This is a genomic window from Streptomyces apricus (assembly GCF_008369065.1).
GTDB lineage: Bacteria > Actinomycetota > Actinomycetes > Streptomycetales > Streptomycetaceae > Streptomyces > Streptomyces apricus.
This window is the reverse complement of sequence record NZ_VDFC01000015.1, coordinates 100806-126450: the sequence shown is the minus strand read 5'-3', so window position 1 is coordinate 126450 and position 25645 is coordinate 100806. Positions and strand designations below refer to the sequence as shown.

27 protein-coding genes are annotated in these 25645 nt (G+C 72.9%); 13 read left to right on the top strand and 14 right to left on the bottom strand.

Going from position 1 to position 25645, the window contains the following annotated elements; genetic code table 11:
- Nucleotides 1-159: 159 nt before the first annotated feature.
- Both FGF04_RS05595 and FGF04_RS05590 read left to right on the top strand, forming a co-directional pair.
- Complete coding sequence (locus tag FGF04_RS05595) at nt 160-717, top strand: hypothetical protein (protein WP_149510103.1); 558 nt, start codon at nt 160-162, stop codon at nt 715-717.
- Between the two features lie 32 nt (nt 718-749).
- Complete coding sequence (locus FGF04_RS05590) at nt 750-2270, top strand: YncE family protein (protein ID WP_149510102.1); 1521 nt, start codon at nt 750-752, stop codon at nt 2268-2270.
- Between the two features lie 84 nt (nt 2271-2354).
- Here the strand turns inward: FGF04_RS05590 and FGF04_RS05585 are convergent, their stop codons facing one another.
- A complete protein-coding gene (locus FGF04_RS05585; protein WP_149510101.1) occupies nt 2355-3032 on the bottom strand; it encodes an AIM24 family protein in 678 nt (225 codons plus the stop codon).
- A gap of 139 nt (nt 3033-3171) precedes the next feature.
- Here FGF04_RS05585 and FGF04_RS05580 point away from each other — a divergent pair, with 139 nt between their 5' ends.
- Genes FGF04_RS05580 through FGF04_RS05565 form a run of 4 tightly spaced genes read left to right on the top strand, consistent with a single transcriptional unit; the run spans nt 3172 to nt 7003 of the window.
- Complete coding sequence (locus tag FGF04_RS05580) at nt 3172-5607, top strand: sensor histidine kinase (protein ID WP_149510100.1); 2436 nt, start codon at nt 3172-3174, stop codon at nt 5605-5607.
- 11 nt (nt 5608-5618) lie between these two features.
- Nucleotides 5619-6044 carry a roadblock/LC7 domain-containing protein gene (locus FGF04_RS05575; RefSeq protein ID WP_149510099.1) on the top strand — a complete coding sequence of 142 codons (426 nt, stop codon included), beginning with the start codon at nt 5619-5621 and terminating at the stop codon, nt 6042-6044.
- Between the two features lies 1 nt (nt 6045).
- The gene (locus tag FGF04_RS05570) at nt 6046-6402 is read left to right on the top strand and encodes a DUF742 domain-containing protein (RefSeq protein ID WP_149510098.1); all 357 of its coding nucleotides are present in this window, start codon (nt 6046-6048) and stop codon (nt 6400-6402) included.
- On the top strand, nt 6389-7003 hold the full coding sequence (locus FGF04_RS05565; protein ID WP_149510097.1) for a GTP-binding protein: 615 nt from the start codon (nt 6389-6391) through the stop codon (nt 7001-7003). The genes FGF04_RS05570 and FGF04_RS05565 overlap by 14 nt, the downstream gene beginning before the upstream one ends.
- A 5-nt stretch (nt 7004-7008) precedes the next feature.
- Here FGF04_RS05565 and FGF04_RS05560 read toward each other — a convergent pair whose 3' ends face one another.
- Nucleotides 7009-7470 carry an RpiB/LacA/LacB family sugar-phosphate isomerase gene (locus FGF04_RS05560; protein WP_149510096.1) on the bottom strand — a complete coding sequence of 154 codons (462 nt, stop codon included), beginning with the start codon at nt 7468-7470 and terminating at the stop codon, nt 7009-7011.
- 9 nt (nt 7471-7479) lie between these two features.
- Nucleotides 7480-8343 carry a LysR family transcriptional regulator gene (locus FGF04_RS05555; protein ID WP_149510095.1) on the bottom strand — a complete coding sequence of 288 codons (864 nt, stop codon included), beginning with the start codon at nt 8341-8343 and terminating at the stop codon, nt 7480-7482.
- Nucleotides 8344-8424: 81 nt separating this feature from the next.
- Between FGF04_RS05555 and FGF04_RS05550 the strand changes: the two genes are divergently transcribed.
- Nucleotides 8425-8787 (top strand): DoxX family protein, encoded by a 363-nt coding sequence (locus tag FGF04_RS05550; RefSeq protein WP_149510219.1) that lies wholly within the window; start codon nt 8425-8427, stop codon nt 8785-8787.
- Nucleotides 8788-8814: 27 nt separating this feature from the next.
- Here the strand turns inward: FGF04_RS05550 and FGF04_RS05545 are convergent, their stop codons facing one another.
- From FGF04_RS05545 to FGF04_RS05520, 6 genes are all read right to left on the bottom strand, one after another.
- A complete protein-coding gene (locus FGF04_RS05545) occupies nt 8815-10419 on the bottom strand; it encodes a fused response regulator/phosphatase (RefSeq protein WP_149510094.1) in 1605 nt (534 codons plus the stop codon).
- A complete protein-coding gene (locus tag FGF04_RS05540; RefSeq protein WP_268893764.1) occupies nt 10416-11792 on the bottom strand; it encodes a sensor histidine kinase in 1377 nt (458 codons plus the stop codon). Before FGF04_RS05540 ends, FGF04_RS05545 begins: the two co-directional genes overlap by 4 nt.
- 93 nt (nt 11793-11885) lie before the next feature.
- A complete protein-coding gene (locus FGF04_RS05535; protein ID WP_149510093.1) occupies nt 11886-12950 on the bottom strand; it encodes an ATP-binding SpoIIE family protein phosphatase in 1065 nt (354 codons plus the stop codon).
- On the bottom strand, nt 12938-13360 hold the full coding sequence (locus tag FGF04_RS05530; protein ID WP_188113973.1) for an ATP-binding protein: 423 nt from the start codon (nt 13358-13360) through the stop codon (nt 12938-12940). Before FGF04_RS05530 ends, FGF04_RS05535 begins: the two co-directional genes overlap by 13 nt.
- Nucleotides 13357-13728 carry an STAS domain-containing protein gene (locus FGF04_RS05525; protein ID WP_149510092.1) on the bottom strand — a complete coding sequence of 124 codons (372 nt, stop codon included), beginning with the start codon at nt 13726-13728 and terminating at the stop codon, nt 13357-13359. Before FGF04_RS05525 ends, FGF04_RS05530 begins: the two co-directional genes overlap by 4 nt.
- Nucleotides 13725-14576, bottom strand: a complete 852-nt coding sequence (locus tag FGF04_RS05520) for an STAS domain-containing protein (protein WP_149510091.1) — start codon at nt 14574-14576, stop codon at nt 13725-13727. The genes FGF04_RS05525 and FGF04_RS05520 overlap by 4 nt, the downstream gene beginning before the upstream one ends.
- Nucleotides 14577-14908: 332 nt before the next feature.
- Between FGF04_RS05520 and FGF04_RS05515 the strand changes: the two genes are divergently transcribed.
- Complete coding sequence (locus FGF04_RS05515) at nt 14909-15358, top strand: ATP-binding protein (RefSeq protein WP_149510090.1); 450 nt, start codon at nt 14909-14911, stop codon at nt 15356-15358.
- Between the two features lie 35 nt (nt 15359-15393).
- Here FGF04_RS05515 and FGF04_RS05510 read toward each other — a convergent pair whose 3' ends face one another.
- The 5 genes from FGF04_RS05510 to FGF04_RS05490 form a co-directional block, all read right to left on the bottom strand.
- A complete protein-coding gene (locus FGF04_RS05510; RefSeq protein WP_149510216.1) occupies nt 15394-16146 on the bottom strand; it encodes a SigB/SigF/SigG family RNA polymerase sigma factor in 753 nt (250 codons plus the stop codon).
- Nucleotides 16147-16432: 286 nt separating this feature from the next.
- Entirely contained in the window at nt 16433-16840 is a 408-nt protein-coding gene (gene msrB, locus FGF04_RS05505; RefSeq protein ID WP_149510089.1) for a peptide-methionine (R)-S-oxide reductase MsrB, read from the bottom strand.
- 28 nt (nt 16841-16868) lie between these two features.
- Complete coding sequence (murC, locus tag FGF04_RS05500) at nt 16869-18257, bottom strand: UDP-N-acetylmuramate--L-alanine ligase (protein ID WP_149510088.1); 1389 nt, start codon at nt 18255-18257, stop codon at nt 16869-16871.
- A 201-nt stretch (nt 18258-18458) separates the two neighbouring features.
- Entirely contained in the window at nt 18459-18932 is a 474-nt protein-coding gene (locus tag FGF04_RS05495) for an indole-3-glycerol phosphate synthase (protein ID WP_149510087.1), read from the bottom strand.
- A gap of 134 nt (nt 18933-19066) precedes the next feature.
- On the bottom strand, nt 19067-19873 hold the full coding sequence (locus FGF04_RS05490; RefSeq protein ID WP_149510086.1) for a pyrimidine reductase family protein: 807 nt from the start codon (nt 19871-19873) through the stop codon (nt 19067-19069).
- Nucleotides 19874-19910: 37 nt separating this feature from the next.
- Here FGF04_RS05490 and zapE point away from each other — a divergent pair, with 37 nt between their 5' ends.
- From zapE to FGF04_RS05465, 5 genes are all read left to right on the top strand, one after another.
- Complete coding sequence (zapE, locus tag FGF04_RS05485; protein ID WP_235882197.1) at nt 19911-21008, top strand: cell division protein ZapE; 1098 nt, start codon at nt 19911-19913, stop codon at nt 21006-21008.
- Nucleotides 21009-21238: 230 nt separating this feature from the next.
- Nucleotides 21239-21655, top strand: a complete 417-nt coding sequence (locus FGF04_RS05480; protein WP_149510084.1) for a hypothetical protein — start codon at nt 21239-21241, stop codon at nt 21653-21655.
- 155 nt (nt 21656-21810) lie between these two features.
- Nucleotides 21811-22401: a carbonic anhydrase gene (locus FGF04_RS05475; protein ID WP_149510083.1), complete on the top strand. Its 591-nt coding sequence runs from the start codon at nt 21811-21813 to the stop codon at nt 22399-22401.
- Complete coding sequence (locus tag FGF04_RS05470; protein ID WP_149510082.1) at nt 22398-23903, top strand: SulP family inorganic anion transporter; 1506 nt, start codon at nt 22398-22400, stop codon at nt 23901-23903. The genes FGF04_RS05475 and FGF04_RS05470 overlap by 4 nt, the downstream gene beginning before the upstream one ends.
- A 189-nt stretch (nt 23904-24092) precedes the next feature.
- Entirely contained in the window at nt 24093-25454 is a 1362-nt protein-coding gene (locus FGF04_RS05465; protein WP_149510081.1) for a PhoX family protein, read from the top strand.
- Nucleotides 25455-25645: the final 191 nt, after the last annotated feature.

Genomic DNA, 25645 nt, shown 5'->3' with positions numbered 1-25645 from the left:
GGACATGATCGCACCATCGCGTGAACGGACGCGTGGGCGGGGGCGCTTCGGGGAAAGGGGCCCACTTTTCGCGTGCGCGGGCCCGGGTTGACGGGTCCGGATCTGCAACTTAGGTTTGCCTTACCTAAGTACCTGTCGCCTCCGAAAGGCCAACCACCCATGAGATCCGCCGTGTTCGCCCGTGCCACGCGCATCGCCGCCGTAGGAGCCACCGTCACCGCCCTGACGGTGGGGCTCGCCGGTTCGGCCTCGGCCGCCACCGCCACGCGGTCCGTGACCGTGAGCGGTACGACGTACGCCCTGTCGCTGACGGCGCCGGACAGCCTGTCGGCCGCCGGGCAGAACATCACCGTCTCCGGGAGCGGCTACAACACGCTCCAGGGCGTCTACGTCGGACTCTGCGTCGTCCCCGAGGGCGTCGTGCCGGGCGACCCGTCGACGTACACCTCGCGGCCGACCCCCTGCCTGGGCGGCGCGGACCAGTCAGGCACCACCGGCGCCTCGCACTGGGTGTCGAACCTCGGCGGCGGCACGGTCGCCAACAGCTCCGCCTACGGCACCGGCGGCTCCTTCACCGTCAGCGTGCACGTCAACCCGAACATCGGCGCCGGCCAGGTCTGCGGGACCGACGTCGACTGCGCCGTCGTCACGCGTGCCGACCACACCGGCAGCGGCAACCGCTCGTACGACGTCTACCTCCCGGTCGACTTCTCGTGAGCGCACCGCACGGGACCCGGGGGCGGAGCGATGTGCTCCGCCCCCGGGCGGCGGGCGTCCTGGTGGGCGTCACGGCGGTGGTCCTCACCGCCGTCGCCGTCGGTACGCCGGCCGCCGGCGCCGGCGACCCGCCCGCGGCCGGCGCGTACGAGCGGACGGCCCGGCTCACGACCGTCGGCAAACCGCTCGACCTGCTGCTGCACCCCGGGTCGGGGAAGCTCTACGTCGGGTCGGACGCCGTCGCCGGCACGACGGGCGACAGCCTCGCCGGGCTCCACGCCGTCGATCCGGCCACCGGGACCGTACTGAGCCACGTGAGGACCTCGCCCGGCAGCACGGGCGCACCCTCCCAGCTCCCGGGCAAACGGCTCGCGGGACCGCTGGCCGGTGACGGCGTGCACTACCTGGTCGGGCTGCGCGGGATCGCGGCCGCCGCGGACGGGGACGCGACCGGCCGGGGAGGCTGGCTCACCGGCACCTCGATCACCCAGGCGAAGGCCGGGGCCAAGCCGGGCACGGTCGTGGTGGTGCGCGGGACGAGGCTGGAGGAGGTGGCCGTCGGCGAGGCGTCGGCGACCGTGGAGCGCTCCCTGACCCTGCCGGCCGCCGGCGGTCCGCTCGCCGTGGACACCGCCGCCGGGCAGATCTGGGTCACCGACAACACGGGCGGCGTGCTGCGCCGGGTGAGTTCGGCGGACTTCGCGCTCGACGGCGCGCAGATCGCGCTCGGCGCCGGGGCCGCCGTGTCGTTCCTGGAGTGGGACACCGGGCGCGGTGTGCTGTGGGCCGGGCGCGGCACCGTGCTGGAGGCGTACGACATCGCCTCCGGGAAACCGGTCGCCTCCTTCGGCGCCGAACCGGGCGACACCGTCGCCGACGTCGCCGTGGACCCGCGCTCCGGCCGGGCCTTCGCGGTGTGGCAGGACTGGGGCAACCCGCCGGAGGAGGGGGACGGCGTGGGGCAGCTCTCGGTGTACGACACGGCGACGCTGAAGGATCTCGACACGGGCGCCGAACTGCCTGGCGTGAACGGCCAGTCGGGCACCTCGTCCGTCGCGGTGACGCCGGGCGGCGAGGCGGTCTTCGTCGCGAGCCCCTCGGACGCCTCGCTCACCGTGTTCAGGGCGCCGCAGCCGCCGGACCCCTCGCCCTCGGACCCGGCGTCGCCCTCGCCGGACCCCTCGGACGACGGGACACCCGGTCCCTCGCCCAGCGGCTCCGCCCCGGAGACGGACCCGACCGACCCGGCCACCACGGTTCCCGTCGACGGCCCGACGGGCGGCGGGAACAGCGCGGGCGGCACGGGCGACACGGACGGCACGGACGGCACCGGTGGCGCGGGGGACACGAGCGGTACGGGGAGCGGTGGCGCGCCGGGCACGACCGGCGGTGACTCCCTCGGCAGCACGGGTACCAGCGGCACCTCCGGCCACGGGGCGCTCGCCTCGACCGGCGCCGGTGCGCTGCTGCCCGCCGCGGCCGGCACCGCGGCGCTGCTCGCCACCGGCACCGCCGCGGTGCTGTGGCGCCGGCGCACGAGCGGCAGGTCCTGAACCGCGGACACCCGGGACCGGGCCGGGCCCGGCCCGGTCCCGGAGGGGGCCCGGCGGTACCGAACGGCCCGTCCCGGGCCCGGGTCAGTGCTGCTGGGCCTTCTGCGGTGTGGCCTCGCTGGGGCGCACGACGACGTACCCCTCGCCCTGGAGCATCAGCTGCACCGCCTCGCCCGAGCCGCCGCGGAGCATCGAGCCGATGGACTGCGAACGGTGCAGCGAGGTCTGGAGGTTGGCCGTCCAGCCGACGACCGCGTCCGTGTCGACGTAGACCGGCCACTGCGGTGAGACCGGGATGACCAGCGGATTGCCCTCGCAGACGAGACCGAGCCTGCCCTGCCCGGTGAAGACGCTGTTGAACAGGCCGCCGCCGGTGACGCCCGCGCCCTTCACCGTCTTGATCTCGTACTGCAGCGACGCGTCGAAGCACAGGACATTGCGGCCGTTGACGGTGAAGACGTCGCCGGGGTCGATGTCGATGATGAAGCAGTTCTGCGCCTCGTGCGCGAACCAGGCCTCGCCCTGCCCGCGCACCGCCATGAGCGGCAGGCCCTCGCCGGTGACGGCCCGCTTGAGCATGCCGCCGACGCCCTGGCCCTTGCGCTCGAACTGCAGGTTGCCGCGGTAGGCGATCATCGCGCCCTGCCGGGCGAGCATCTCGCCGTTGACGGCGTACCTGATCGACTTGGAGTTCTGCACGCTCATGCCCGCCGTGGCGGCCGGCTGCACCATGTACTCGCTGGAGAAAAGATCACCCTTCATACGGGCATCCTGTCCCGCGGAGCGCCCCGTGCACCATGCCGCGCGCAGTTCCGTGACGGGACCAGGACAGAGACGGGAGCGGGGGTGGAGGCAGGGGCCCCGCGCCCCCCTGCTCACCGCTGAACGCTCTAGGACGACGATGTCTCCACGGACAGGCGCCCGCCGCCGTCTCGGCTCCATACGTCTCTCGCTGATCCTCCTGGCCCTGGTCCCCAGCGTCACCCTCGCCGCCATGTGGGGTGTGACGACGATCCAGATGTTCTCCGAGGGACTGCGGCTGCGGGACCAGACCGGCCTCAGCCGGTCGACCGGGGCGATGGGCACCGACGCGACGCTCGCGCTGCAGCGCGAGCGCAGCCTGTCGGCCGTGCTGCTGGCCTCGCCCGGCGGTTCGCGTGCCGCGCTGGACGAGCAGCGGGAGCGTACCGACAAGGCGATCGCGACGCTGGTCGGCCAGTCCGACCGGATCAGGGAGGCGCCCACCCGCATCCGCGACCGGATGTACTCGGTCATCGCGTCGGTGGGCAGCCTGGAGTACTACCGGGGGCAGGTGGACGACCCCACCGACATCACCCCCGAGCAGGCGCTGGACCAGTACACCGCGATCATCGACGACCAGATCCACGCCTTCCAGGAGATCTCCCAGGTCGACGACGGCGAACTCACCTCGCAGGCGGGGCCGCTCGTCGCGCTGGAACACTCCGCGGAACTGGTCTCCCAGGAGGACGCCCAGCTCCACCTGGTGTGGCCGGCGGGCGAACTCGACGAGCAGTCGCTCGGCCACTTCACCCAGTTGGTCAACGCCCGGCGCTTCCTCGTCGAGGACCAGCTCGTCCCGTCGCTGCGCGGCTCGGTGAAGACGCAGACCGAGCGGATCCTGCAGGGCCCGGAGTGGAAGACCCTGGAGACCGTCGAGAACCAGGTGCTGGCGGCCCGGGCCGGGGACGACGGGGGGAAGAAGATCTCCCTGCCGGACGCCCGCCAGCGCTGGAGCACGGCGTACGACAAGCTGCGGCAGCAGTACACCACCCTGATCCACCAGGAGACGACGGCGCTGCTGCAGCGCAGCGACGACCAGGCCGAGGGCCTGCTGATCAAGGCGGCCGCGCTGAGCGCCGCCGGACTCGTCGCCCTGCTGGTCTGCGTCTTCATGTCGTGGCGCATCACCCGCTCCCTGTCCCGGCGGCTGCGCGGGCTGCGGCTCGCCACCCTGAGCCTGGCCCAGGAGCGGCTGCCCGACGTGGTGGCGCGGCTGGACCGCGGCGAGACGGTCGACGTCGAGTCCGCGACGCCCGAGCTGGACTACGGCCGGGACGAACTGGGGCAGGTGGCGCAGGCGTTCAACACCGCCCAGCGCACGGCGGTGAACACCGCGGTGGAACTCGCCGACACCCGGCGCGGCTTCCAGAAGGTCATCCTCGGCATCGCCCGGCAGAGCCAGAACCTGGTCAACCTCCAGCTCACCAAGCTCGACGCGCTGGAACGCGAGCACCAGGACCCGAACATCCTCAAGGGCCTGTACGAACTGGACTCCACGGCGAGCCAGTTGCGCCGCTACGAGGAGAACCTGGTCATCATCAGCGGCGAGCGGCCGGGCCGCAGCTGGACCGAGCCGGTCGCCCTGATCGACATCCTGCGCAGCGCGGTCGGCGAGGTCGCCGAGTACCAGCGGGTGGAGGTGCAGACGGACGAGGAGGTCTTCCTCGCGCCGCCCGCGGTGGCCGACGTCATCCACCTGCTGGCCGAGCTGATCGACAACGCGACCGCCTACTCCCCCGCGCCCAGCCCCGTGGGCGTGCGGGCCGCGCTGGTGGCCAAGGGCCTGGCGGTGGAGATCGAGGACCGCGGCCTGGGCATGTCCGAGGACGACTACGCCTCGTTCAACGCCCAGCTGGCGGTGCCCCCGCAGTTCGACGTGGTGGCCCTCGCCGACGACCTGCGGCTCGGCATGTTCGTGATCGCCCGGCTGGCCAACCGGCACGGCGTCACCGTCACCCTGCGCCCCTCGCCGTACGGGGGCACGACGGCGATCGTGCTGATCCCCCACGAGATCGTGGTGCGCGAGTCCCCGGAGTCCGCCGGGGACGCCGGAGCCACCGGGCACGCCGGCGAGCCGCGGACGCCGGTCCCCGCCGAGCCGTCCCGCGGCGCCGCCCGGAGCGCGGTCGCCCGGGACGCCGAGCCGGACGGGCCGACGCACGAGCGCTCCCGGGAGGCGCAGCCGGTCGCCCGGGCCCGTACCGAGGTGCCCGCGGCCCGGACCGCCCCGCTCACCGCGCGGCCCGCCACGGGCGCGGGCAGGGGACGCGGCGGGACGACCCCGCTGCCGCGCCGGGTGCCGCAGACCAGCCTGGCCGCCGAGTTGCGCGAGGACTCCGTGCCGGAGGCCGCCGCGGAGGCCGACGCCTCCCTGGAGGAGTTCACCGCCGAACGCGCCGCCTCCTCGCTGGCCGGGTTCCAGCGCGGAACGCTCCAGGCGCGTGACAACGACGCGGATACGACGTACGACCAAGGGGAAGAAACCGCGCCGGAAGGCGCATCCGTCACCTCGACTCCGCCCGCAGACCGCTCATGAAGGACAGAGAAATGACACGCCCCACGCCCGCCACGCACAGCCAGCTCGACCAGCTGCTCACCGGACTGGTGGACCGGGTCGCCGAGGTGAACCAAGCCGTCGTGCTCTCCGAGGACGGACTGGTCGTCAGCAAGTCCACGGGGTTCCTGCGCGACGACGCCGAACGGCTCGCGGCGACCGCGTCGGGGCTGATGAGCCTCAGCAAGGGCGTCAGCATGGACTTCCGCGGCGGGCCCGTGCGCCAGGCGCTCATCGAGATGGCCAACAGCTTCCTGATCCTCACCACGGCGGGACCCGGCGCCCACCTGGCCGTGCTCACCAGCAAGGGCGCGGACGTCGGCGTCGTGGCGTACCAGATGAACATGCTGGTGAAGAAGATCGGCGAGCACCTCAGCGCGGCACCGCGCGCCGGTGTCGCCACCGACACTGGCGAGTGAGGTGAACGGAGGCGACTCGGCGGGCCGTCTCGTACGGCCGTTCACGCTGACCGGCGGCCGCACCCGGCCCAGCCGCGCCGACTTCACCCTGATCACGTCGGTCACCACGGTGGATCCGCCGCCCGCCCGGGCCGAGCGGCCGCAGCCGGAGCAGGCGCGGATCCTGCGGCTGTGCGCGAAGCCGCTCGTGGTGGCGGAGCTCGCGGCCCAGCTCGACCTGCCGGTGAGCGTGGTCTGCATCATGCTCAGCGATCTGCTGGAGGCGGGCCGGATCACCGCCCGGGCGCCCCGCGAGATCTCCCGTACCTCGGACTTGGACCTGCTGCAGAAAGTGAGGGACGGCCTTGGCCGGCTCTAGCCCCGTCGTCGAGGGGACCTCAGCACCCGACACGGTCAAGATCCTGATCGCCGGAGGGTTCGGCGTCGGCAAGACCACCATGGTCGGCTCGGTCAGTGAGATCGTGCCGCTGCGCACGGAGGAACCGCTCACGTCGGCCGGCCTCGGCGTCGACGACCTGGGCGGCATCCCGGAGAAGCACGCCACCACGGTGGCCCTGGACTTCGGGCGGATCACGCTCAGCCAGGAACTCGTGCTGTACCTCTTCGGCACACCCGGGCAGCAGCGGTTCTGGTTCATGTGGAACGACCTGGCGATCGGCGCCCTCGGCGCGGTGGTCCTGGTCGACGTCCGCAGGCCGGAGTCGAGCTTCGCCGCCATCGACTTCTTCGAGCGGCGCGGCATCCCGTTCGTCGTGGGCGTCAACGGCTTCCACGGGGAGCACCCGTACGCGCCGGAGGAGATCCGGGAGGCGCTGGCGCTGCCGGAGAACGCCCATGTGCTGCTGTGCGACGCCCGGGACCGGGACTCGTGCCGGGACGTCCTGATCGCGCTCATCGACCAGCTGATAGCGAGGTCCGCGCAGAGCAACGGAACGGGCCGCCCGGCCGGTCCGGCCTGATCGCGCTAGAAGGTCGGTGTGCCGCCCGCCTGGTCGAGACGGGCCACGTGGGACACGTTCGCCCGGTCGTCGGCGTCGGTGCTCGCCCCGGTGTCGAACCAGGCGTCGAGGATCTCCTTCAGCAGCGGTTCGGAGGTCAGCCGCAGGCCCAGGGCCAGTACGTTGGCGTCGTTCCAGCGGCGGGCGCCGTGGGCCGTGTAGGCGTCGGTGCACAGCGCCGCGCGTACGCCCGGCACCTTGTTCGCGGCGATCGACGCACCCGTGCCGGTCCAGCAGCAGACGACCGCCAGGTCCGCCCGTCCGGAGGCCACGTCCCGCGCCGCGGTCTCCGAGCACACCGCCCAGCGCGCGTCGGCCCCGGGCCGCAACGCCCCGTGCGCCAGCACCTCGTGGCCGCGCTCGCGCAGTTCGGCGAGGAGCGCGCGGGCCACGGGTTCGTCCATGTCCGAGGAGACGGAGATCCGCATGTCCGGAGCCTACTGGACGGAGCGGTCGCGGTAGGCGGCGGTCGCGCTCCGGACGAAGGAGCGCAGCAGGGGGTTCGTGTCGCCCCGGTTCCACGCCACGACCACGCGGCTCGGTGCCATGTCGAGCAGCGGCACCACGGCGAGCCCCTCCCCCGGGTCGTGTCCCAGGAGCGTCACGCCGACCGTGCCGTTCCAGAGCACGGCCTGCCGGCACTCCTGGACGGCGCGCACCACGGGCCCCTCGCGGGGTTCCCCGCCGTGCCAGTACGCCTGCCAGAGCGGGTCGGTGCCGGCCGGGAAGCGGAACCAGCGGCGGCCGGCCAGGTCGGCGAGGACCAGGCCGTCGCGGCGGGCCAGCGGGTCGTCGGCGCGCAGCAGCGCCCCCACCGGATCGGCGCGCAGGTCGCGCACGGTCAGGCCGGCCGTGTCGAACGGGCCCCGGGTCAGGGCGACGTCGACGGGTCCGGCGCGCAGCCCGCAGGTCGGGTCGGTCAGGTCGGTCTCGCGGACGCGGACCTCGACGTGCGGGTGGCGGGCGCGGTGGGCGGCGGCCAGCCGGGTGACCCGCGGGTCGGTGCTGTCCCCGAGGATGCCGACGGTGAGGGCCGCCGCGCCGGCCGCCCCGGCGACGCGGGCGCGCGCCAGCTCGGCCCGGGCGAGCAGGGCGCGCGCCTCACCGAGCAGGACGGTGCCGACGGGGGTGAGGGCGACCCCGGCGGACGAGCGGTCGAACAGCGCGCCGCCCAGCTCCGTCTCCAGCTGCCGGATCGCCCGGCTCAGGGGCGGCTGGCTCATGTGCAGCCGGGTGGCGGCGCGGCCGAAGTGCAGTTCCTCGGCGACCGCCACGAAGTACCGCAGCGTGCGCAGCTCCATGGGCGCCACGATACCCGTACGGTATCGAGGCGACGGAACGGGTCTTGGACGGCCGTCGCGCGGTGCTCCTGAATGGACGTCATGGACATCGCGTACTGGATCGCCGCCGGCCTGCTCGCCCTCTTCTACCTCTACGGGGGCGGGGTGAAGGTGGTCCGCAGCAAGGAGCAGCTCCGCCCGATGATGGCGTGGGTGGACGGCATGCCGATGCCGGCCGTCCGGGCCCTCGGGACGGTCGAGGTGCTCGGCGCGCTCGGGCTGGTGCTGCCACCGCTGACCGGGATCGCGCCCTGGCTGGCGCTCGCCGCGGCCGTCGGGTTCGTGGTGCTGCAGATCGGCGCGGTCCGGGTGCACCTGGGGATGGGCGACCGCGCGATCGCCCTCAACCTCACGCTCGCCGCGACCGCCGCCGTCACCGCCTGGCTCGCCACGGCCTGGCTGTGACGCGCCGGCACGGGCCCCTCGCGGGTGCTACGAGAACAGGGCCGTGATCAGGGCGATGTCGTCGTCCTTGTTCTGCCCGAAGCGTTCGAGGAGCAGGTCGCACATCTCCTCCAGGTCCTCGGGGCCGTCGGCCACGGCCTGGCGGAACTCGGCGAGGGTGGCGTCCAGGTGGGCGGCCCGTATCTCGACCAGGCCGTCCGTCACCATGAGCAGGCGGGTGCCCGGCGGGGCCTCGACCACGGCGGGCGGCGGGKGCGGGAGGCCCAGGCCGACCAGCGGGCCGTGCGGGTCGTGGAACCGGGGCCCGTCCTTCGGGTCGATCACCAGCGGCGGGATGTGCCCGGCGTTGGCGATGTGCAGGCGGCGCTCGTCCGGTTCCACCAGCACCAGGCAGAGCGTGACGGTGATGCCGGGCTGGGACTGGCCCAGGAGCTTCTCCAGCCGGTCCAGGATGTGGTGCGGGGGGTGGCCCTCGACGGCGTACGCGCGCAGGGCGTGGCGCACCTCGCCCATGACGGTCGCGGCCGTCACCGAGTGCCCGACCACGTCGCCGATGGCGAGCAGCAGGCCGTTGACCGTCTGCACCGCCTCGTAGAAGTCACCGCCGATCTCCGCGTGCTCGGAGGCGGGGAGGTAGCGGAAGGCGAGCCGGACGCCGGGGACGGCCGGCAGCGCCTTGGGCAGGAAGGAGCGCTGCAGGGCGAGGCCCAGGGCGTGTTCCTCGTTGTAGGTCCGCAGGGCTTCGAGGGCCAGGGCGCTGGCGTTGGCCAGCTGCTGCAGGAGCTGCTCGTCGTCGGCGCTCTGCAGGGCGGTGGCGGGCACGGCCAGGCAGACGGGCGGCCGGCCGCGCTTGGTGCGGGCCACCGCGAGGGCGATGTCCCCGGTGAGGTGGTCGCCGGGCAGCAGGGCCTGCCACTGCCCGTGCGGGACGCGGACGGTGGTGACCCCGGTGTCCACGTTCAGGCCCTGGGCCGCCAGCTGCTTGAGGAGGCCGGGGTGGGCGGGGTGGACGCGTACGGGCGCCTGCGGGTCGTCGGTCATGCTGTGCACGGCCTGCGTCTGGGGCGAGAGGAACACCGCGCTGGCCGGTCCGCCCAGGAGGGCCGCGGCGCCGCCGGTGGCCGCCGCCGCGAAGGAGTGGAAACCCACCGCGGTGTAGACGTTCATCGTGGCCCGGTTCAGCTCGATGAGGCGCTGGGCGAGCCGCTCGGCGCGCTGGCGGGCCCGTGCGTAGCGCAGGGTCGCGGTGACGGTGGCGAGGAGCTCGCCCGGGTCGATGGGCTGGTCGAGGTAGGCGTCGGCGCCCCGTCTGAGCCCTTCCGCGTGGTCGGCGGGGCTGATGGCGGCGGCGGAGATCTGGATGACCGGCATGTGCACCGTGCGCGGGTCGGCCTTGAGGCGCTCGCTGACCTCGAAGCCGCTCATGTCGGGGAGCAGGACGTCGACGATGGCGATGTCCGGCGGCGGGCCCGGGCCGTCGTTCACCCGGGCGAGGCCCTGCTCGCCGGTGGCGGCGCTGATGACGGTGTGCCCCGCACGCTGCAGCCAGCTGGTGAGGACGTACCGGTTGGTCTCGTTGTCGTCGACGACCAGCACGGTCGCGGGCAGACGCTCCTGTGCGCGGTCGGTCACGGTCCGCCCTTTCGGTCCGGCGATTGTCTCGGGTACGCGTGGCCCAGGTCCGGCAGGCGGACCACCACCCGGGTGCCGGACCCCACGGTGCTGGTGAGGGTCAGGGAGCCGCCGAGCAGTTCGGCCAGCGTACGGGCGTACGGCAGGCCCAGGCCGGTTCCGGGGCGGCCGGTCTGGTGCGGGCCGCGGACCTGGTAGAAGACCTCGAAGACCCGGCCGAGCTCCTCGGGCGGGATGCCGATGCCGGTGTCCGTGACGGTGAACAGCACGGCGGGGGCCGGGGGCCCGGGGTCGGCCTCGATGTCCAGGCGCACCTCGCCGTGCTCGGTGAACTTCAGGGCGTTGGAGAGGAGGTTGCGCAGGATGCGCACCAGGAGCGTCTCGTCGGTGACCAGGGAGGGCGGCTGTTCGAGCCGCGGTGTGACCAGGGTGACCCCGTCGTGCCCCTGGCCGTTCAGCAGGAGGCCGCCGAGGTGGGCGACGAGCAGCTTCAGGTCCACCGGTTCCGGATGGATGTCGAGGTGGCCGGCTTCGGCCTTCGCGACGTCCAGCAGGTCGTTGACCAGGGACAGCAGGGTGTGGCCCGAGGAGGCGATGAACTCGACCTGTTCGCGCTGCTCGCCGCTGAGGTCGGGCGAGCTGGGCGCCAGCAGGAGGTCGGAGAGCGCGAGCACGGAGTTGACCGGGGTGCGCAGCTCGTGGCTGATGTTGGCCCAGAAGCGGGTCTTGGCCTCGCTCGCCTCCTGCAGCTGGTGACGCTTGTCCTCCAGCTCCGAGTGCAGTGCCAGGACGCCGCTGTTGGTCGCCTCCAGCTCCTGGGTCAGCTCGGAGTACAGCGCGAGCACGCCCTGGTTGGTCTCTTCCAGCTCCTCGTTGAGGCGGCGCAGCTCCTCCCGCTGGGCGCGGGTCTCCTCCAGGGTGGCGATCAGGTCGCGGGTCTGGGCGCGCAGGTCGTCCGCCTCGGTCGACCGGTGGCCGGCCTTGAGGACCTCCGCCAGCCGGGCGTGCTGTTCGGCCGCGTTCCCCGCCTCCGCGGGGAGCGGCTGGACGACGACGATGCGGCCGCCCGCGCCCTCGGTCCCGTGGTCGACCCGGACGAGCCGCGCGGCCAGGTCCAGCGTCTCCTTCGCCGGGGGCGGCCCGCCGGTCCAGGTGAACGTGACGAGCAGGGCCGACGGCCGGCCGGGCGGGACCAGGCTGAAGAAGACCTCCAGGCCGCGGCAGCCGAGCCGGTCGCGTCCGAGCTCGCTCAGCGCGGTCGCCAGCCGGACCTGGTCCTGGCGCTCCAGCGACATCGCGGCGGCCGCCTGCTGCGCGGTCCGCCGCAGCCCGAACACGTCCTGGGACGAGGCCAGGACGAAGGGCGCCACCAGGCCGGCAGGTCCCGCGGCGGACGGGTCGTCCTCGCGGGGCTCGTCGCCACGCGTGCCCGGGTCAGACGCCACGATGGTCCCGCTCTCCGCCGCTCACCATGCCTCCTTGACCACCATGACGCTGGCGTCGTCGCGCCGCACCCCCGCTTCGCGCAGCAGATGTCCGGCCACGACCTGCGGCGAGTGGTTCAGCAGACCCGGCAGGGCCGCGTGGTCCCAGCGCTCGGTCAGCCCGTCGGAGTGCATCACCAGGGCGCCGTGCTCCGGCAGCGGCTCCTCGAACGTCCGCAGCCGCCGCATCTGCGCGCCGACGATCCCGGGGGCCGAGAGCAGGGCCCGGCGGCCGTGGCCGCCGACGAGGAAGCCGCTGACGTTGCCGATCCCGCAGTACAGCAGGCGTCCCGCGGCGGGTTCGATCCGTGCCACGGCGACCGCGCCGCCGCGCGTGCCCTGGAGAGCGCGGTGGACGGCGGTGAGCACCCCTTCCGGGCCGAGGTCCCCGGCGGCGTGGAACGCCTTGACGGCGGCCTGGCTGGCGCGCGCCGCGAGGGGTCCGTGGCCGAGGCCGTCGCACAGCATGACCAGGAGGGCCGGGTCGCGGCCGGTGCCGTCCGCGCCGGTGGTGCGCGCGGCCCAGGCGTCCCCGCACACGGTCTCCCCGCTGATGGGCCGGGTCACGCCGTCGACCGGGGACGGGCCCGGGGAGGTGACGACGGACCTGCCGTCCACGGTGCGCGGCCAGAACCGTGCGGCCATGACCGTGCCGCGTCCGGGTACGGAGTGCAGGTCGAAGTGGTCGGCGAGCCGGGCGACCGCGCCCAGGCCGATGCCCAGGGTGCCCGCGCTGGAGGTGCCGTCGGCCAGGGCGGCGGGGACGTCCGCCATCCCGGGCCCCGAGTCGACGGTGAGGAACTCGACGCCCGCCTGGTCCCCGGACCGCACCACGCGCAGCAGCAGGGCCCCGTCGTCGGCGTGCCGCTGCACGTTGGTGGCGGCCTCGGTGACGGCGAGGCCTATCTCGGCGGCCCGGTGGGTGCTGAACCCGAGCCGTCTGGCCAGGGTGGTGGCCGCGCCCCGGGCGGTCACCGCGAGCGAGGCTCCGTCACGGAACCACGCCACGTCCTCACCGGACGGGGCGGCGGTGTTCACCGCACCCACTTGACGATGGTCACGCTCGTGCCCTCGCCCGGTGCGGTCACCAGCTCGAAGTCGTCGACGAGGCGCCGGGCGCCGCTGAGGCCGAGCCCCAGCCCGCCGCCGGAGGTCCAGCCGTCCGTCATCGCCTGCTCCACGTCCGGGATGCCGGGACCGGAGTCCTCGAAGACGGCCGCCACGCCCTGCTTGTTGCCCGCGCTGACCAGTCCGGAGGTGACCGTTCCGCCGCCGCCGTAGATCAGCGTGTTGCGGGCGAGCTCACTCGCCGCGGTGATCATCTTCGTCTGGTCGACCAGGGACAGCCGGCACTTCTGGGACAGCGCCCGGATGGCCTGCCGGATGTGCACGAGGTCACCGCTGCGCGCTATGGAGTGGACCTGAGGTTTCTCCCCCGCCGTCCAGGGCGCCTTCACCGCAAGGCCGAATCGGTGGACTGCCGCAGCTTCGCCAGCCCCTTCTCCAGGTCCAGGGCGGTGTCGACGCCGCCCAGGGACAGACCCAGCTCGACCAGCGTGATGGCCACGGCGGGACGCATGCCCACGACCACCGTCCTGGCGTCGAGCACGCGCGAGATGGCCGCCACCGCCGCCAGCATGCGCCCCACGAAGGAGTCGACGATCTCCAGGGCGCTGATGTCGATGATGACGCCCCGGGCCGACTTGTCGACGATCTGCTGGGCCAGGTCCTCCTGGAGGTTCAGGACCATCTGGTCCTCCAGGTCGAACTGGACGGACACCAGCAGGGTCTCCCCGATCCGCAGGATCGGAATGCGCTCGCTCATCGCTGGGCACCCTCGTGGGCGACGAGGTCCACACCGGACCTGCGCAGCGCCAGCTTGAGGGCGTCGGCGAGGCTGGCCTTCGTGACGATGTCGTCGAACTCGATGCCCAGCGCCACGATGGTCTGCGCGATCTGCGGGCTGATGCCGGAGACGGTGCACTCCGCGCCCATCAGCCGGGCGGCGACGATGGTCTTGAGCAGGTGCTGGGCGACCTGGGTGTCCACCGCGGGCACGCCCGTGATGTCGATGATGGCCTGCTCCGAGCCGGTGTCCACGAGGGCCTGGAGGAGCTTCTCCATGACGACCTGGGTGCGCGCCGAGTCCAGCGTGCCGACCAGGGGCACGGCGATGACGCCGTCCCAGAGGCGCACCACCGGGGTGGACAGCTCCAGGAGCTGCTCCGCCTGCGCGGTGATGATCTCCTCGCGCGTCTGCGAGTAGCTCTCGATGGTGAAGAGGCCCAGTCCGTCCAGGACGCGGCCGAGTTCCAGATAGGCGCGGACGTCGTCCGCGGAACCCTCCTGCAGGAGCGGCTCCAGGACCCGCTTCAGCGCGAAGATGCTGACCGCGGTCTCCGAGGGGGAGAACCCCTGCCGGGCCCGGTTCCTCGACAGCTCCGTCAGCAGGGCCCGCACCTCGGACATCTGGTCCGCGTGCACGTCGGTGGCACCCTGGCGCAGCGCGTCCAGCAGGGCGTCGTACAGCTCCCGAAGCTCGCGGTCGAGTTCGGCGGTGCCCACGCGGCCCTTCAGGGACCCTGACACCTCCCGCACCCACGTCGCGGCCAGGTCCTGACCCTCGACCGACAAGAGCCCGACCAGGTCCACAGCGTTGTCTCGCTTCGCCATTCAGGCGCTCCTTCAGTGTTCCTATTTACGTGTCATAACTGACCCCGGAAAGCCTACGGCACACGCCATAGCAGAGAGTCGTGACCTTGTGGTGACGATCGTCGGCGGATGGTGTGCAACCGGAGTGCGCGCGGGGCGCGTCATCGCAGGGTGACCGGGTCGCGCGGGGGCGTACATCTGTCACCATGTCTTGAATACGACGCGCTACCGAAACCGTGACCGCCTCACCCGAACAACTGATCGATCATAACCGGAGCGGCACAACCGGCACCGAACCCGGCGGACGCACAGGACACGGACACCGGGACGACGCAGACGAAGGTGGGCGAGCAGTGGAGTCAGCGCGCAGTCGCGGCGCCGGAGCGTCGGGCGTCCCCGCTCTGGCCGCCGCCGTCTCCCTGACCGGCGAGGGCGGCTCCATCGCGGAGGCCCGTCACTTCGCGGCCGACTTCCTCACCCGCGCCCGCACGGACCATAGCGTGTCCGTTTCCGCGCGCGCCATGGACCTCACCCAACTGGTGGCGAGCGAACTGGTCACCAACGCGCACAAGTACGCCCCCGGGCCCGTGCTGATGGAGCTGCGCATCGCGGGCGCCCTGGTGTCGGTGACCGTGCGGGACGGCGTACGGGCCCGGCCGGCTGCCCGCGCGGTCGATCCGCTGAGGGTGGGCCAGCACGGCCTGGAGATCGTCATGGCCGTCGCCCACGCCTTCCGGGTGGACCTGGAGCCGGACGGCAAGCGCGTGACCGCGTCCATCGCCCTGACGGACGAACCGGCCTGACGGAGGGGTCCGTCCCCGGCCGGGACCTCAGGTGCTCAGGTGGTGAGGAGGCCCGCGCGCAGACGGTTGAGGGTGCGGGTGAGCAGGCGGGAGATGTGCATCTGGGAGAGGTTCAGCTCGCGGCCGATCTCCGCCTGGGTCATCTCCCGGCCGAAGCGCATCTCGATGATGGTGCGCTCCCGCTCGTCGAGCTGCTGCAGCAGCGGCGCGAGGGTGTGCAGGTCCTCGAAGAGGTCCATGGCCGGGTCGCTCTCGCCCAGGGTGTCGGCGTACGTGGGACCGCCGTCGCTGGAGTCGTCGTCGGAGCCGGGGGTGTCGATGGAGCCGGCGACGTAGCCGTTGGCGGCCACCAGGCCCTCGATGACCTCGTCCTCGCTCAGGTTCAGGTGCGCGGCGAGTTCCTTGACCGTGGGCGGCCGGTTGAGCGAGGCGGCCAGGCTCTCCTTGCTCTTGGCGAGCGTGACGCGCAGCTCCTGCAGCCGGCGCGGGACGTGCACGGCCCAGGTGGTGTCACGGAAGAAGCGCTTGATCTCGCCGACGATGTAGGGGATCGCGAAGGAGGTGAACTCGACCTCGCGCGACAGGTCGAACCGGTCGATCGCCTTGATCAGGCCGATGGTGCCGACCTGGATGATGTCCTCCATGTCGCCGGTGCCGCGGTTGCGGAAGCGGCGGGCCGCGAAGTTCACCAGGGAGAGGTTCATCTCGATCAGGGTGTTGCGGGCGTACTGGTACTCCGGCGTGCCCTCTTCGAGCTCCTGCAGCCGGTCCAGGAACAGCCGCGACATCTCCCGGGCGTCCTTGGGCGCGACCTTGCCGCCGTCCTCGATCCAGGGCAGCTCACCGCAGGCCTCCGGCGCGCTGGAAGCGGCTGCTTCGGGTGCGTTCACGGAGGAGATCACGGGTGCCGCCTTAAAGAGAGAGGGACGAACGGTGGGAACAACGGGTCCAGGACCGTTTGCCCCCTCTCGCGGAATGCATGTCCACCGGAACCGAAATTTTTTCAGCGGGCTCCGGAGGACGCGGAGGGCGGCGCCGCGGAAGCGGCGCCGCCCTGCGCGGACCGGCTGCGGATCAGCCCTCGGCGGGCGTGAGCGTCAGCGAGATGGAGTTGATGCAGTACCGCTGGTCGGTCGGCGTGGGGTACCCCTCGCCCTCGAAGACGTGGCCCAGGTGCGAACCGCAGCGCGAACACCGCACCTCGGTACGCGTCATCCCGTGCGAACGGTCCTCGACCAGCTCGACCGCGTCGGAGTCCTTCGGGTCGTAGAAGGACGGCCAGCCGCAGTGCGACTCGAACTTCTCCGTGGAGGTGAAGAGTTCGGCGCCGCAGGCCCGGCAGGCGTACACGCCCTTCGTCTTGGTGTCCGTGTACTCACCGCGGAACGCCGGCTCGGTGCCGGCCTGGCGCAGGACGGCGTACTCGGCCGGGCTCAGCTCCGCACGCCACTGCTCGTCCGGCTTCTCGATGTCGTACGACATGTTGCTCAGCCCCTCACTCCAGGTGGTGCTACTTCGACAGGCGGGTCAGGATCTCGGGTCCGAGGTCCGTCACGTCTCCCGCGCCCATGGTGAGAACCAGATCGCCGGGCCTCGTCATTCCCGCCACCAGCGCGGGCACCGCCTCCTTGTCGTGCACCGGCGTCACATGGGCGCCGGCCGCCTGCGCCGCCTCGATGATCAGCTCGCTCGTCACGCCCGGGACCGGGTCCTCGCGGGCCGGGTAGATGTCCAGGACCAGCGAGGCGTCCGCCAGGGACAGGGCCTGCCCCATCTCCTTGCCGAGCTCCTGGGTGCGGGAGAAGAGGTGGGGCTGGAAGACGACCAGGATGCGGGAGTCGCCGGCGGCCGCCCGCATCGCCTCCAGGTCCGCGGTCATCTCCGTGGGGTGGTGCGCGTAGGAGTCGACGACCTGGACGCCCGCCTCCTCGCCCTTGAGCTGCAGGCGCCGCTTCACCCCGGTGTACGAGGCGAGCGCGGGGGCCAGCTCGTGCGCCGGGACGCCCAGGGCCGCGCCCGCCACCAGCGCCGCGACCGCGTTGTGCGCGTAGTGCCGGCCGGGCACCGAGACCGTGAAGGTGAGCGCGGCGCCGTCCAGCTCGACGGTCACCTCGCTCTTCAGCCCCTGCGGCACCACGGACAGGACCCGCACGTCCGCGTCCTGGGACTCGCCGTACGTCACGACGCGGACGCCGTCCGGCAGCCGTCGCGTCAGCTCGCGCGCACCCTCCTGGTCCGCGTTGACCACCAGGGTGCCGCCGGGCACGATCTTCCCGGCGAACGTCTCGAAGGACTCGTAGATCTCGTCCATGGAGGCGTAGTTGGCGTGGTGGTCCAGCTCCACGTTCAGCACGATCGCCACCTCGGGCGCGTACTTGTGGAAGCTGCGGTCCGATTCGTCGGCCTCGGCGACGAAGATGTCGCCCCCGCCGTGCAGGGCGTTGGACCCGGGGGCGTCGAGGTCGCCGCCGATCGCGTACGAGGGGTCGAGGCCCAGCGTCGACAGGGAGACCGCGAGCATCGACGTGGTGGTGGTCTTGCCGTGCGTGCCGGCGACCGCGATCGGCCGCAGGCCGTCCATCAGGCGGGCGAGGGCGTCCGAGCGGTGGACGACCGGGATGCCCAGCTCGGCGGCACGGACCAGCTCCGGGTTGTCCTCCCGGATCGCGGAGGAGACGACCACGCAGCTGGCGTCGGGGGCCAGGTGGTCCGCGTCGTGCCCGATGCGGACCGTGGCGCCCAGCGCGCGCAGCGCCTCGGCGGTGGCGGACTCCTTGGCGTCGCTGCCGGCCACGGCGGCCCCGCGCTGCGCGAGGATCTTCGCGATCCCCGACATCCCGGCGCCGCCGATGCCGATGAAGTGCGGTCGATCCATGGCGGTGGGAAGGCCGGGTGCCATACGTATTTCTCCAGGACTACTCGGGTACGACGATGAGCGCTCCCAGCCTATGCGGTGCGCCGCCCGGGCAAGCCCCGCGAGGGGCAAGCGCCCGTAAGGGGCGCGGGGAACTGCGCGACCAGCCACGACGGAGCCGCACCCGGCAGACCCGGGCGCCCCGCCACGGCGCCCCGCGGTCGAACCGCAGCCACAGCGGCAGCGTCACGCCTTGCTGTGCGAGAACAGCTTCAGCACCGGCACCCCCACCTTGTGCCGCGCCCGCGAGGCCCAGTCCCGGTGGAAGAACTCCTCCACGTAGTGCGGATCGGTCAGCACGATGACCTCGTCGGCCCCGATCTCGTCGACGAGGGCCTTCAGCGCGTCCAGCGGATGGTCCTCGATCAGCCGCCCCTGCGCCGAGCTGCCGCCGGCCCGCAGCGCCGTCAGCGACACGTCGAGGGCCTGCTGCCCCTGCCCGGCGGCCGCCGCCCCCTCGGGCGTCTCGTGCTCCCGCGCCGCCTCGTCCAGTTCGCCGAGCGCCACGTCGTCGATGGCCCGCAGCAGCCGGTCCGCCTGGTCGCCGCGGGGCTGGAGCAGCACGTGGAAGGCGACCTCCTCGTCACCGTGCAAAGTGGTGACGAACTCCACGTCCGCGGACGTCAGCGCCTTCTCGATCATCAATACGCTCGTGAACACGGCACACGCCCTTCTCGTCCGAGGGCCGCTCGTAGACCCCTGCGGAAACCATCCTGCCCCGTGACCGCACGGGTACCGCGCTATTTGCCGTGCCCGGCGGACAATAAACGGAACAGTTAATTCCACCTCTGCGATCAGGTCCGACGGTAACGGCTGAACAGGAACCCGGCCTCCTCCAGCAGGGAGACCAGTTCGAAGCGCTTCGGCACCGGGACCGCGGGGCCGCCGGCGATGCGCTGGGCGTCCCCCGCGGTGAGCATCGGGGACACGGTCAGGCAGAGCTCGTCCAGGACGTCCGCCGCGACCAGCTGGCCGAGCAGCCGGGGCCCGCCCTCGGTCAGGATGCGGCGCAGGCCCAGCCCGGCGAGGGCGCCGACGGCCCGGGCGGGGTCCACCCCGGTGCCGTCGCCCGCGATCACGACCCGCGCACCGGCCTTCTCGGCGGCGGCGATCCGCTCGGGCGGCGCCGCGGCCCCCGTGAGCACGAGCGTGGGGACCAGCGGCGAGGTGTAGAGCGGCAGCGAGAAGTCCAGGTCGAGACCGGCGCTCACCACGGCGATCGCGGGGGCCGGACCCTGCCCCGCGGCCGCCCGGAGCGCGGCGAAGTCCTCGCGGGCGCGGGCCGGGCGGTACCCCTCCTGGCGCACCGTCTGCGCGCCGACGACCACCACGTCCGCGAGCCCCCGCAGCGTGCCGAAGATCCGCATGTCGGCGGCGCAGGAGATGGGCTGCGACCGCCCCTCGTGCTGGGCGGCGCCGTCGAGCGTGGAGACCATGTTGGCCCGTACCCAGGGCCCTTCCCGGCCCGGGGCGGACGGTGGGTAGGCGTACGCCTCGGCCAGTTCGCCGAGCCCCCACTCCCGGTCCGCCGCCCCTCGGTCCGGCGCTCCGTCCGGGGCCGGGGCTGCTGTCTGGTCGGTCACGGGGAACAGGCGTCGCATGCCGTGCAGTCTGGCACGGGACGTAGACTGGGGAACCGTGTCAACCTCCACCACGGCCTCCGGATCCGGCGCGCTGCCCGACGCGACCCCGTCGTCCCTGTGCGCCCGCGAGCCGCACGTCCCCGCGGACCGGCTGGTCGCCGAGATGGTGCCGCCGCCGCGCTTCGACTCGGTGCGCTTCGAGACGTACATCCCGGACCCGGACCAGCCGAGCCAGAGCGACGCCGTGCGCGTCCTCGGCGCGTTCGCGGCCGGTCTCGGCGAATCCCCCTCCGGCGCCGCGAAGCGCGGCTTCCTCGGCTTCGGCAGGAAGTCCGCGAAGACCCCGGCCGGCCCGCGCGGCGTGTACCTGGACGGCGGGTACGGCGTCGGCAAGACGCACCTGCTCGCCTCGCTGTGGCACGCGACCCCGGCGGAGCCCTCGCTCAAGGCCTTCGGCACGTTCGTGGAGCTGACCAACCTGGTCGGCGCGCTCGGTTTCCAGCAGACCGTGCGCACGCTGAGCGGGCACCGGCTGCTGTGCATCGACGAGTTCGAGCTCGACGACCCCGGTGACACGGTCCTCGTCTCCAGCCTGCTCGCCCGGCTGGTCGAGTCGGGGGTGGCGCTCGCCGCGACCTCCAACACGCTGCCGGGCAAGCTCGGCGAGGGCCGGTTCGCCTCCGTCGACTTCCTGCGCGAGATACAGGGCCTGTCGGCGCACTTCCGGTCGCTGCGCATCGACGGTGAGGACTACCGCCACCGCGGGCTGCCCGAGGCTCCGGCCCCGTACTCGGACGAGCAGGTCACGAAGGCCGCGTACGCGACCGCGGGCGCCTCGCTCGACGACTTCCCGCAGCTGCTCGGCCACCTGGCCCGGGTGCACCCCAGCCGGTACGGCGCGCTGACGGACGGCGTCGAGGCGGTCTGCCTGACGGACGTGCGGCCGGTGCCGGACCAGTCCACCGCGCTGCGGCTGGTGGTCCTCGCCGACCGGCTGTACGACCGCGAGGTCCCGGTCCTCGCGTCCGGCAGGCCCTTCGACGAGCTGTTCAGCGAGGAGATGCTGAACGGCGGCTACCGCAAGAAGTACTTCCGCGCGATCTCCCGGCTCACCGCGCTGGCCCGGGACGCCGCACCGCTCGTGCGGTCCTGAAGACCGCACCGCTCGTGCGGTCCTGAAACGCCCGTACACACCCGAACCGCCCCCACACATCGCCGAGGACGCCCCCGTTCCGGCGATTTCCGGCCTGCCGACGGCACTCTTCGGCCCTCTTCAGGATCCCTTCAGGGTGAAACGTTAAGTTAACCCAGCAAACAACTTCCCGCGTTAACGTTCGCGTCAACAAGGGAATGCAGAATCCGGAAGCGGACGGGAGGGGGCCCATGCGACGTGCTACGACGGTCCGGACGCTGTTCGCCGCCCTCGTCGCCGTCCTGCTGGCCCTGCAGCTCTCCGCCCCCACCACGGCATTCGCATCCACGTTCGCATCCGCGCACACGGATGCCTCCGCGCACACGGACGCGCACCCGCACCGGCCCGCCGGCCCCGCCGCGGCAGCCGAGTTCGTCACCTGCGCCGAGACCTCGCACTCGCACGGCCCGACCGGCCCGCTGCGCAGCCGCGACCGGGTCCGCGTCACGGACCACGTCCCGCCGGCCTCCGCGCGTCCCCTGCTCGTCAAGGACGTCGTCGCCGCCCACGAGGACCCCGCGCACACGTCGGCGCACACGGCGCACCACCGCACGACCAGATCCTCGGCCGACCGTTCCACGGCCGCGCTCCAGGTCTTCCGCTGCTGAGACGGCCCTTCGGGCACGAAGCGACTCCGACCTGACCCGTCCCTCACCACGCCACGTCCGCCGAGCGCGTCGACGTGGGGTCTCGTCGCCGTACCCGCATGCGCTTCCGTCTCGTCGACCGGCGCGCCCTCCCGCGCGCCAGGAGGAACCGACCCATGCAGCCCCTGATCGATCACGCACGCTCCTTCCGCAAGCAGTCCGTGGACCGCCCGGAGGAGTTCGCCCGCCTCGCCGAAGGCCAGTCCCCGCAGGTCCTGTTCATCACCTGCTCCGACTCGCGGGTCGTCCCGGCCCTGATCACCGGAGCCCGGCCCGGTGAACTCTTCGAACTGCGCACCGCGGGCAACATCGTCCCCCCGCACGCCTCCGCCCAGCCCACCGGCGAGGCCGCCACCATCGAGTACGCGGTCGAGGTGCTCGGCGTCTCGGACGTCGTCGTCTGCGGCCACTCGCACTGCGGGGCCGTCGGCGCGCTGGTGCGCGGCGACGACCTGACCGCCGTGCCCGCCGTGCGCGACTGGCTCGCGCACGCGGCCCCACGGCCCACCGGCGCCGTCGAGGACCCCACCGTCGCCGAGGCCGTGCAGAACCATGTCCTCACCCAGCTGCTGCGCCTGCGCTCGTACCCGTGCGTGGAACGGCGCCTGACGGACGGACAGCTGCGCCTGCACGGCTGGTTCTACGAGGTCCACACCGGTTCGGTGCTCGCGCACGACGTCCGCTCCGACTCCTTCGAGGCCCTGTGAGCGCCGCCACGAGCCCTCCGTCCGCCGGCGGGGCGGACCGGGGCCGGCATCCGCGGTTCCCGTACCTGCGGCAGGACTTCACCGCCTCGCTCGTCGTCTTCCTGGTGGCCCTGCCGCTGTGCGTGGGGGTCGCCGTGGCGTCGGGCGTGCCCGCCGAACTCGGCCTGATCACCGGCATCGTGGGCGGTCTGGTCACCGGGATGCTGCCCGGCAGCAGTCTGCAGGTGTCCGGCCCGGCCGCGGGCCTGACCGTGCTGGTCTTCGAGGCGGTGAGCTCGTACGGGCTGGCCGTGCTCGGCGTCATCGTGCTCGTCACCGGCCTGATCCAGCTGGGCATGGGCGCGCTGCGGCTGGGCCGCTACTTCCGGGCCATCTCGGTGGCCGTCGTCGAGGGCATGCTGGCGGGGATCGGCCTGGTCCTCATCGCGGGCCAGCTCTACTCGGTGGCCGGCGCCGAGGCCCCCGCGTCGGGCCTGGACAAGCTCGCCGGGCTGCCGGGGCTGGTCGCCGACTCCGCCGGGTCGGCCACCGCGCTGACCTCGGTCGCGGTCGGCGCCGCCACCGTCGCCGTCCTGGTGCTGTGGAAGTACCTGCCGGCGAAGGCCCGTACGGTGCCGGGGGCGCTCGCCGCGGTGGCGCTCGCGACGCTGGCGGCCCTGGTGTTCGACCTGCCGGTGGCGACGGTGGAGGTGCGCGGGCTGCTCGACTCGATCCAGCTGCCCGGCCTCGACGCCCTCGGCGGACTGGCGAGCGTGGGCGTGCTCGGCACGATCCTGGCGTTCGTGCTGATCGCGTCGGCGGAGTCGCTGTTCAGCGCCGCCGCCGTGGACCGGCTGCACGACGGGCCGCGCACCCAGTACGACAAGGAGCTGATGGCGCAGGGCGCGGGCAACACGGTCTGCGGGCTGCTCGGCGCGCTGCCGATGACCGCCGTGATCGTGCGCAGCTCCGCGAACGTGAGCGCGGGCGCCCGCACGAAGGCGTCCCGGGTGCTGCACGGCGTGTGGCTGCTGCTGTTCGCGGCGCTGCTGCCGGCCGCGCTCGCGTACATCCCGCTGCCCGCGCTCGCCGGCGTCCTGGTGCACGCGGGCTGGAAGCTGATCCCGCTGCGCTCGCTCGCGGCGCTGTGGCGCGGCAACCGGGGCGAGGCGGTGATCCTGGTGGTCACCGCCGTGTCGATCGTCGCGGTGAACATGTTCGAGGGCGTGCTGATCGGGCTCGCGCTCGCCGTCGCCAAGACGGCCTGGGAGGCCTCGCACATCAAGCTGGAGGTCATAGACAAGGGAGCGGGGCCGGTGCAGGCGTACCTGTCGGGCAACGCCACCTTCCTGCGGCTGCCGAAGATACTCGACGACCTGGAGGCGCTGCCCAAGGACCGCCCGGTGACGGTGGACCTGTCGGGCCTGCACCACCTCGACCACGCGTGCCGCACGGCGCTGGAGAACTGGGCGCAGCGGCACAGCGCGAAGGGCACGGAGCCGGTGAAGGTCACCTCGCCCTAGACGTCCGCGCGCAGGAACCCGCGGCCCGTTCCGCGACCCGGCAGGGGTCGCGGGACGGGCCGTCCGGTGTGTCCGGGACATCCCGTCGTCCCGGGGAACGCCACGCTACGCGCGTGGTTCACGTGACCGGGACCACGTGATACACACAGGCGGTCACATACTCCTGTCCGCCAACAGGAAGGTTGTCCCATGTCCGCAACACGACGCGAAGTGCTCGCCCGCTCCGGGGCCCTCGGGGTGGGCATCGCCTTCACCGGGGCCGTGTCGGAGCTCTTCACCGGTACGGCCGCCGCGCTGGGCCACTCCGGATACGGGCCCCTGGTCCCGGACCCGGACGGTCTGCTGGACCTGCCGAAAGGTTTCCGTTACCGGGTGCTGTCCCGCGAGGGCGACGAACTGCGCTCCGGCGAGGGCCAGGTGCCCAGCAACCACGACGGCATGGCCGCCTTCGCCGGCAGACACGGCCGGGTCCACCTGGTCCGCAACCACGAGAACCGCGTCACCGGGAAGATCGGGGTCCCGACGGTCGACGGCCTCACCTACGACCCGATGGGCAAGGGCGGCTGTACGGCGCTGACCCTGGACCAGCGCGGGAACGTGATCGGCGAGCGGGTCGCGATCGCCGGTACCGCCGTCAACTGCGCGGGCGGTCCGACGCCTTGGGGCACCTGGCTGACCTGCGAGGAGACCGAGGACAAGGCCGGCACGAACGGCTACACCAAGGACCACGGCTTCATCTTCGAGGTCGACCCGGTGGACCCCCACCGCACCGGGGCGGTACCGCTGACCGCCATGGGCCGCTTCCAGCACGAGGCGATCGCCGTCGACCCGAAGCGCGGCATCGTCTACGAGACCGAGGACGCCTTCCTCAAGCCGTTCGGCCTCTTCTACCGGTTCCTGCCGAACAAGCCCGAGGGCGGGCGCGGTTCGCTGCGCGCGGGCGGCCGGCTCCAAGCCATGCGCGTGCCGGGCGTCCCGGACCTCTCCTCGATCCAGGAGACCGGGGCGACCTTCGACCGCATCGAGTGGGTCGACGTACCGGACCCGCTGGCGGCCGAGACGCCCATCAGGCTGCAGGACTTCGGGCCCAAGGGCATCACGCACGCGCAGAAGCTGGAGGGCTGCTACTGGGGCGGCTCCTGCGTGTACTTCGTGTCGTCCTTCGCGCACAGCAGCGAGGGCTCGGCGGCCGACCACTACGGCCAGATCTGGCGCTACGACCCCGCGGCCCGCCGGCTCACCCTGGTGATCGTCTTCGGCCCGGACACGGACGTGCAGCTGCCCGGCGAGTCCCCCGACAACATCTGCCTGGCCCCCAGCGGCGGCCTGATGGTGTGCGAGGACGGCGGCGGGGCACAGCACGTGTACGGCGTGACCCGGCGCGGCGAGGTGTACCCGATGGCCCGGGGCCGCCAGAACATCGGCACCGAGGACGAGCCGGAGTGGGGCGAGTTCGCGGGCGTCACCTTCTCCCCGGACGGCAGGACGATGTACGTGAACTGCTACACCCCGGGGACGACGTTCGCGGTGACGGGCCCCTGGCACAGGTAGCGGCCTGCGGTTCCCGGGGCACCCGGCGGCCGTGACGGTCGCCGGGTCCGGGGGCGGGTGCGCCGCGGGTAGCGGCCCCCGCCCCCGCGGCGCAGGATCGAGAGAACCGCCCCGAAGGGATGCGCGATGGCCAAGAAGGACAGCAAGGACAGGAAGGGCCGCAAGGGCGGCAGGGGCGGGGCGGATGGCAC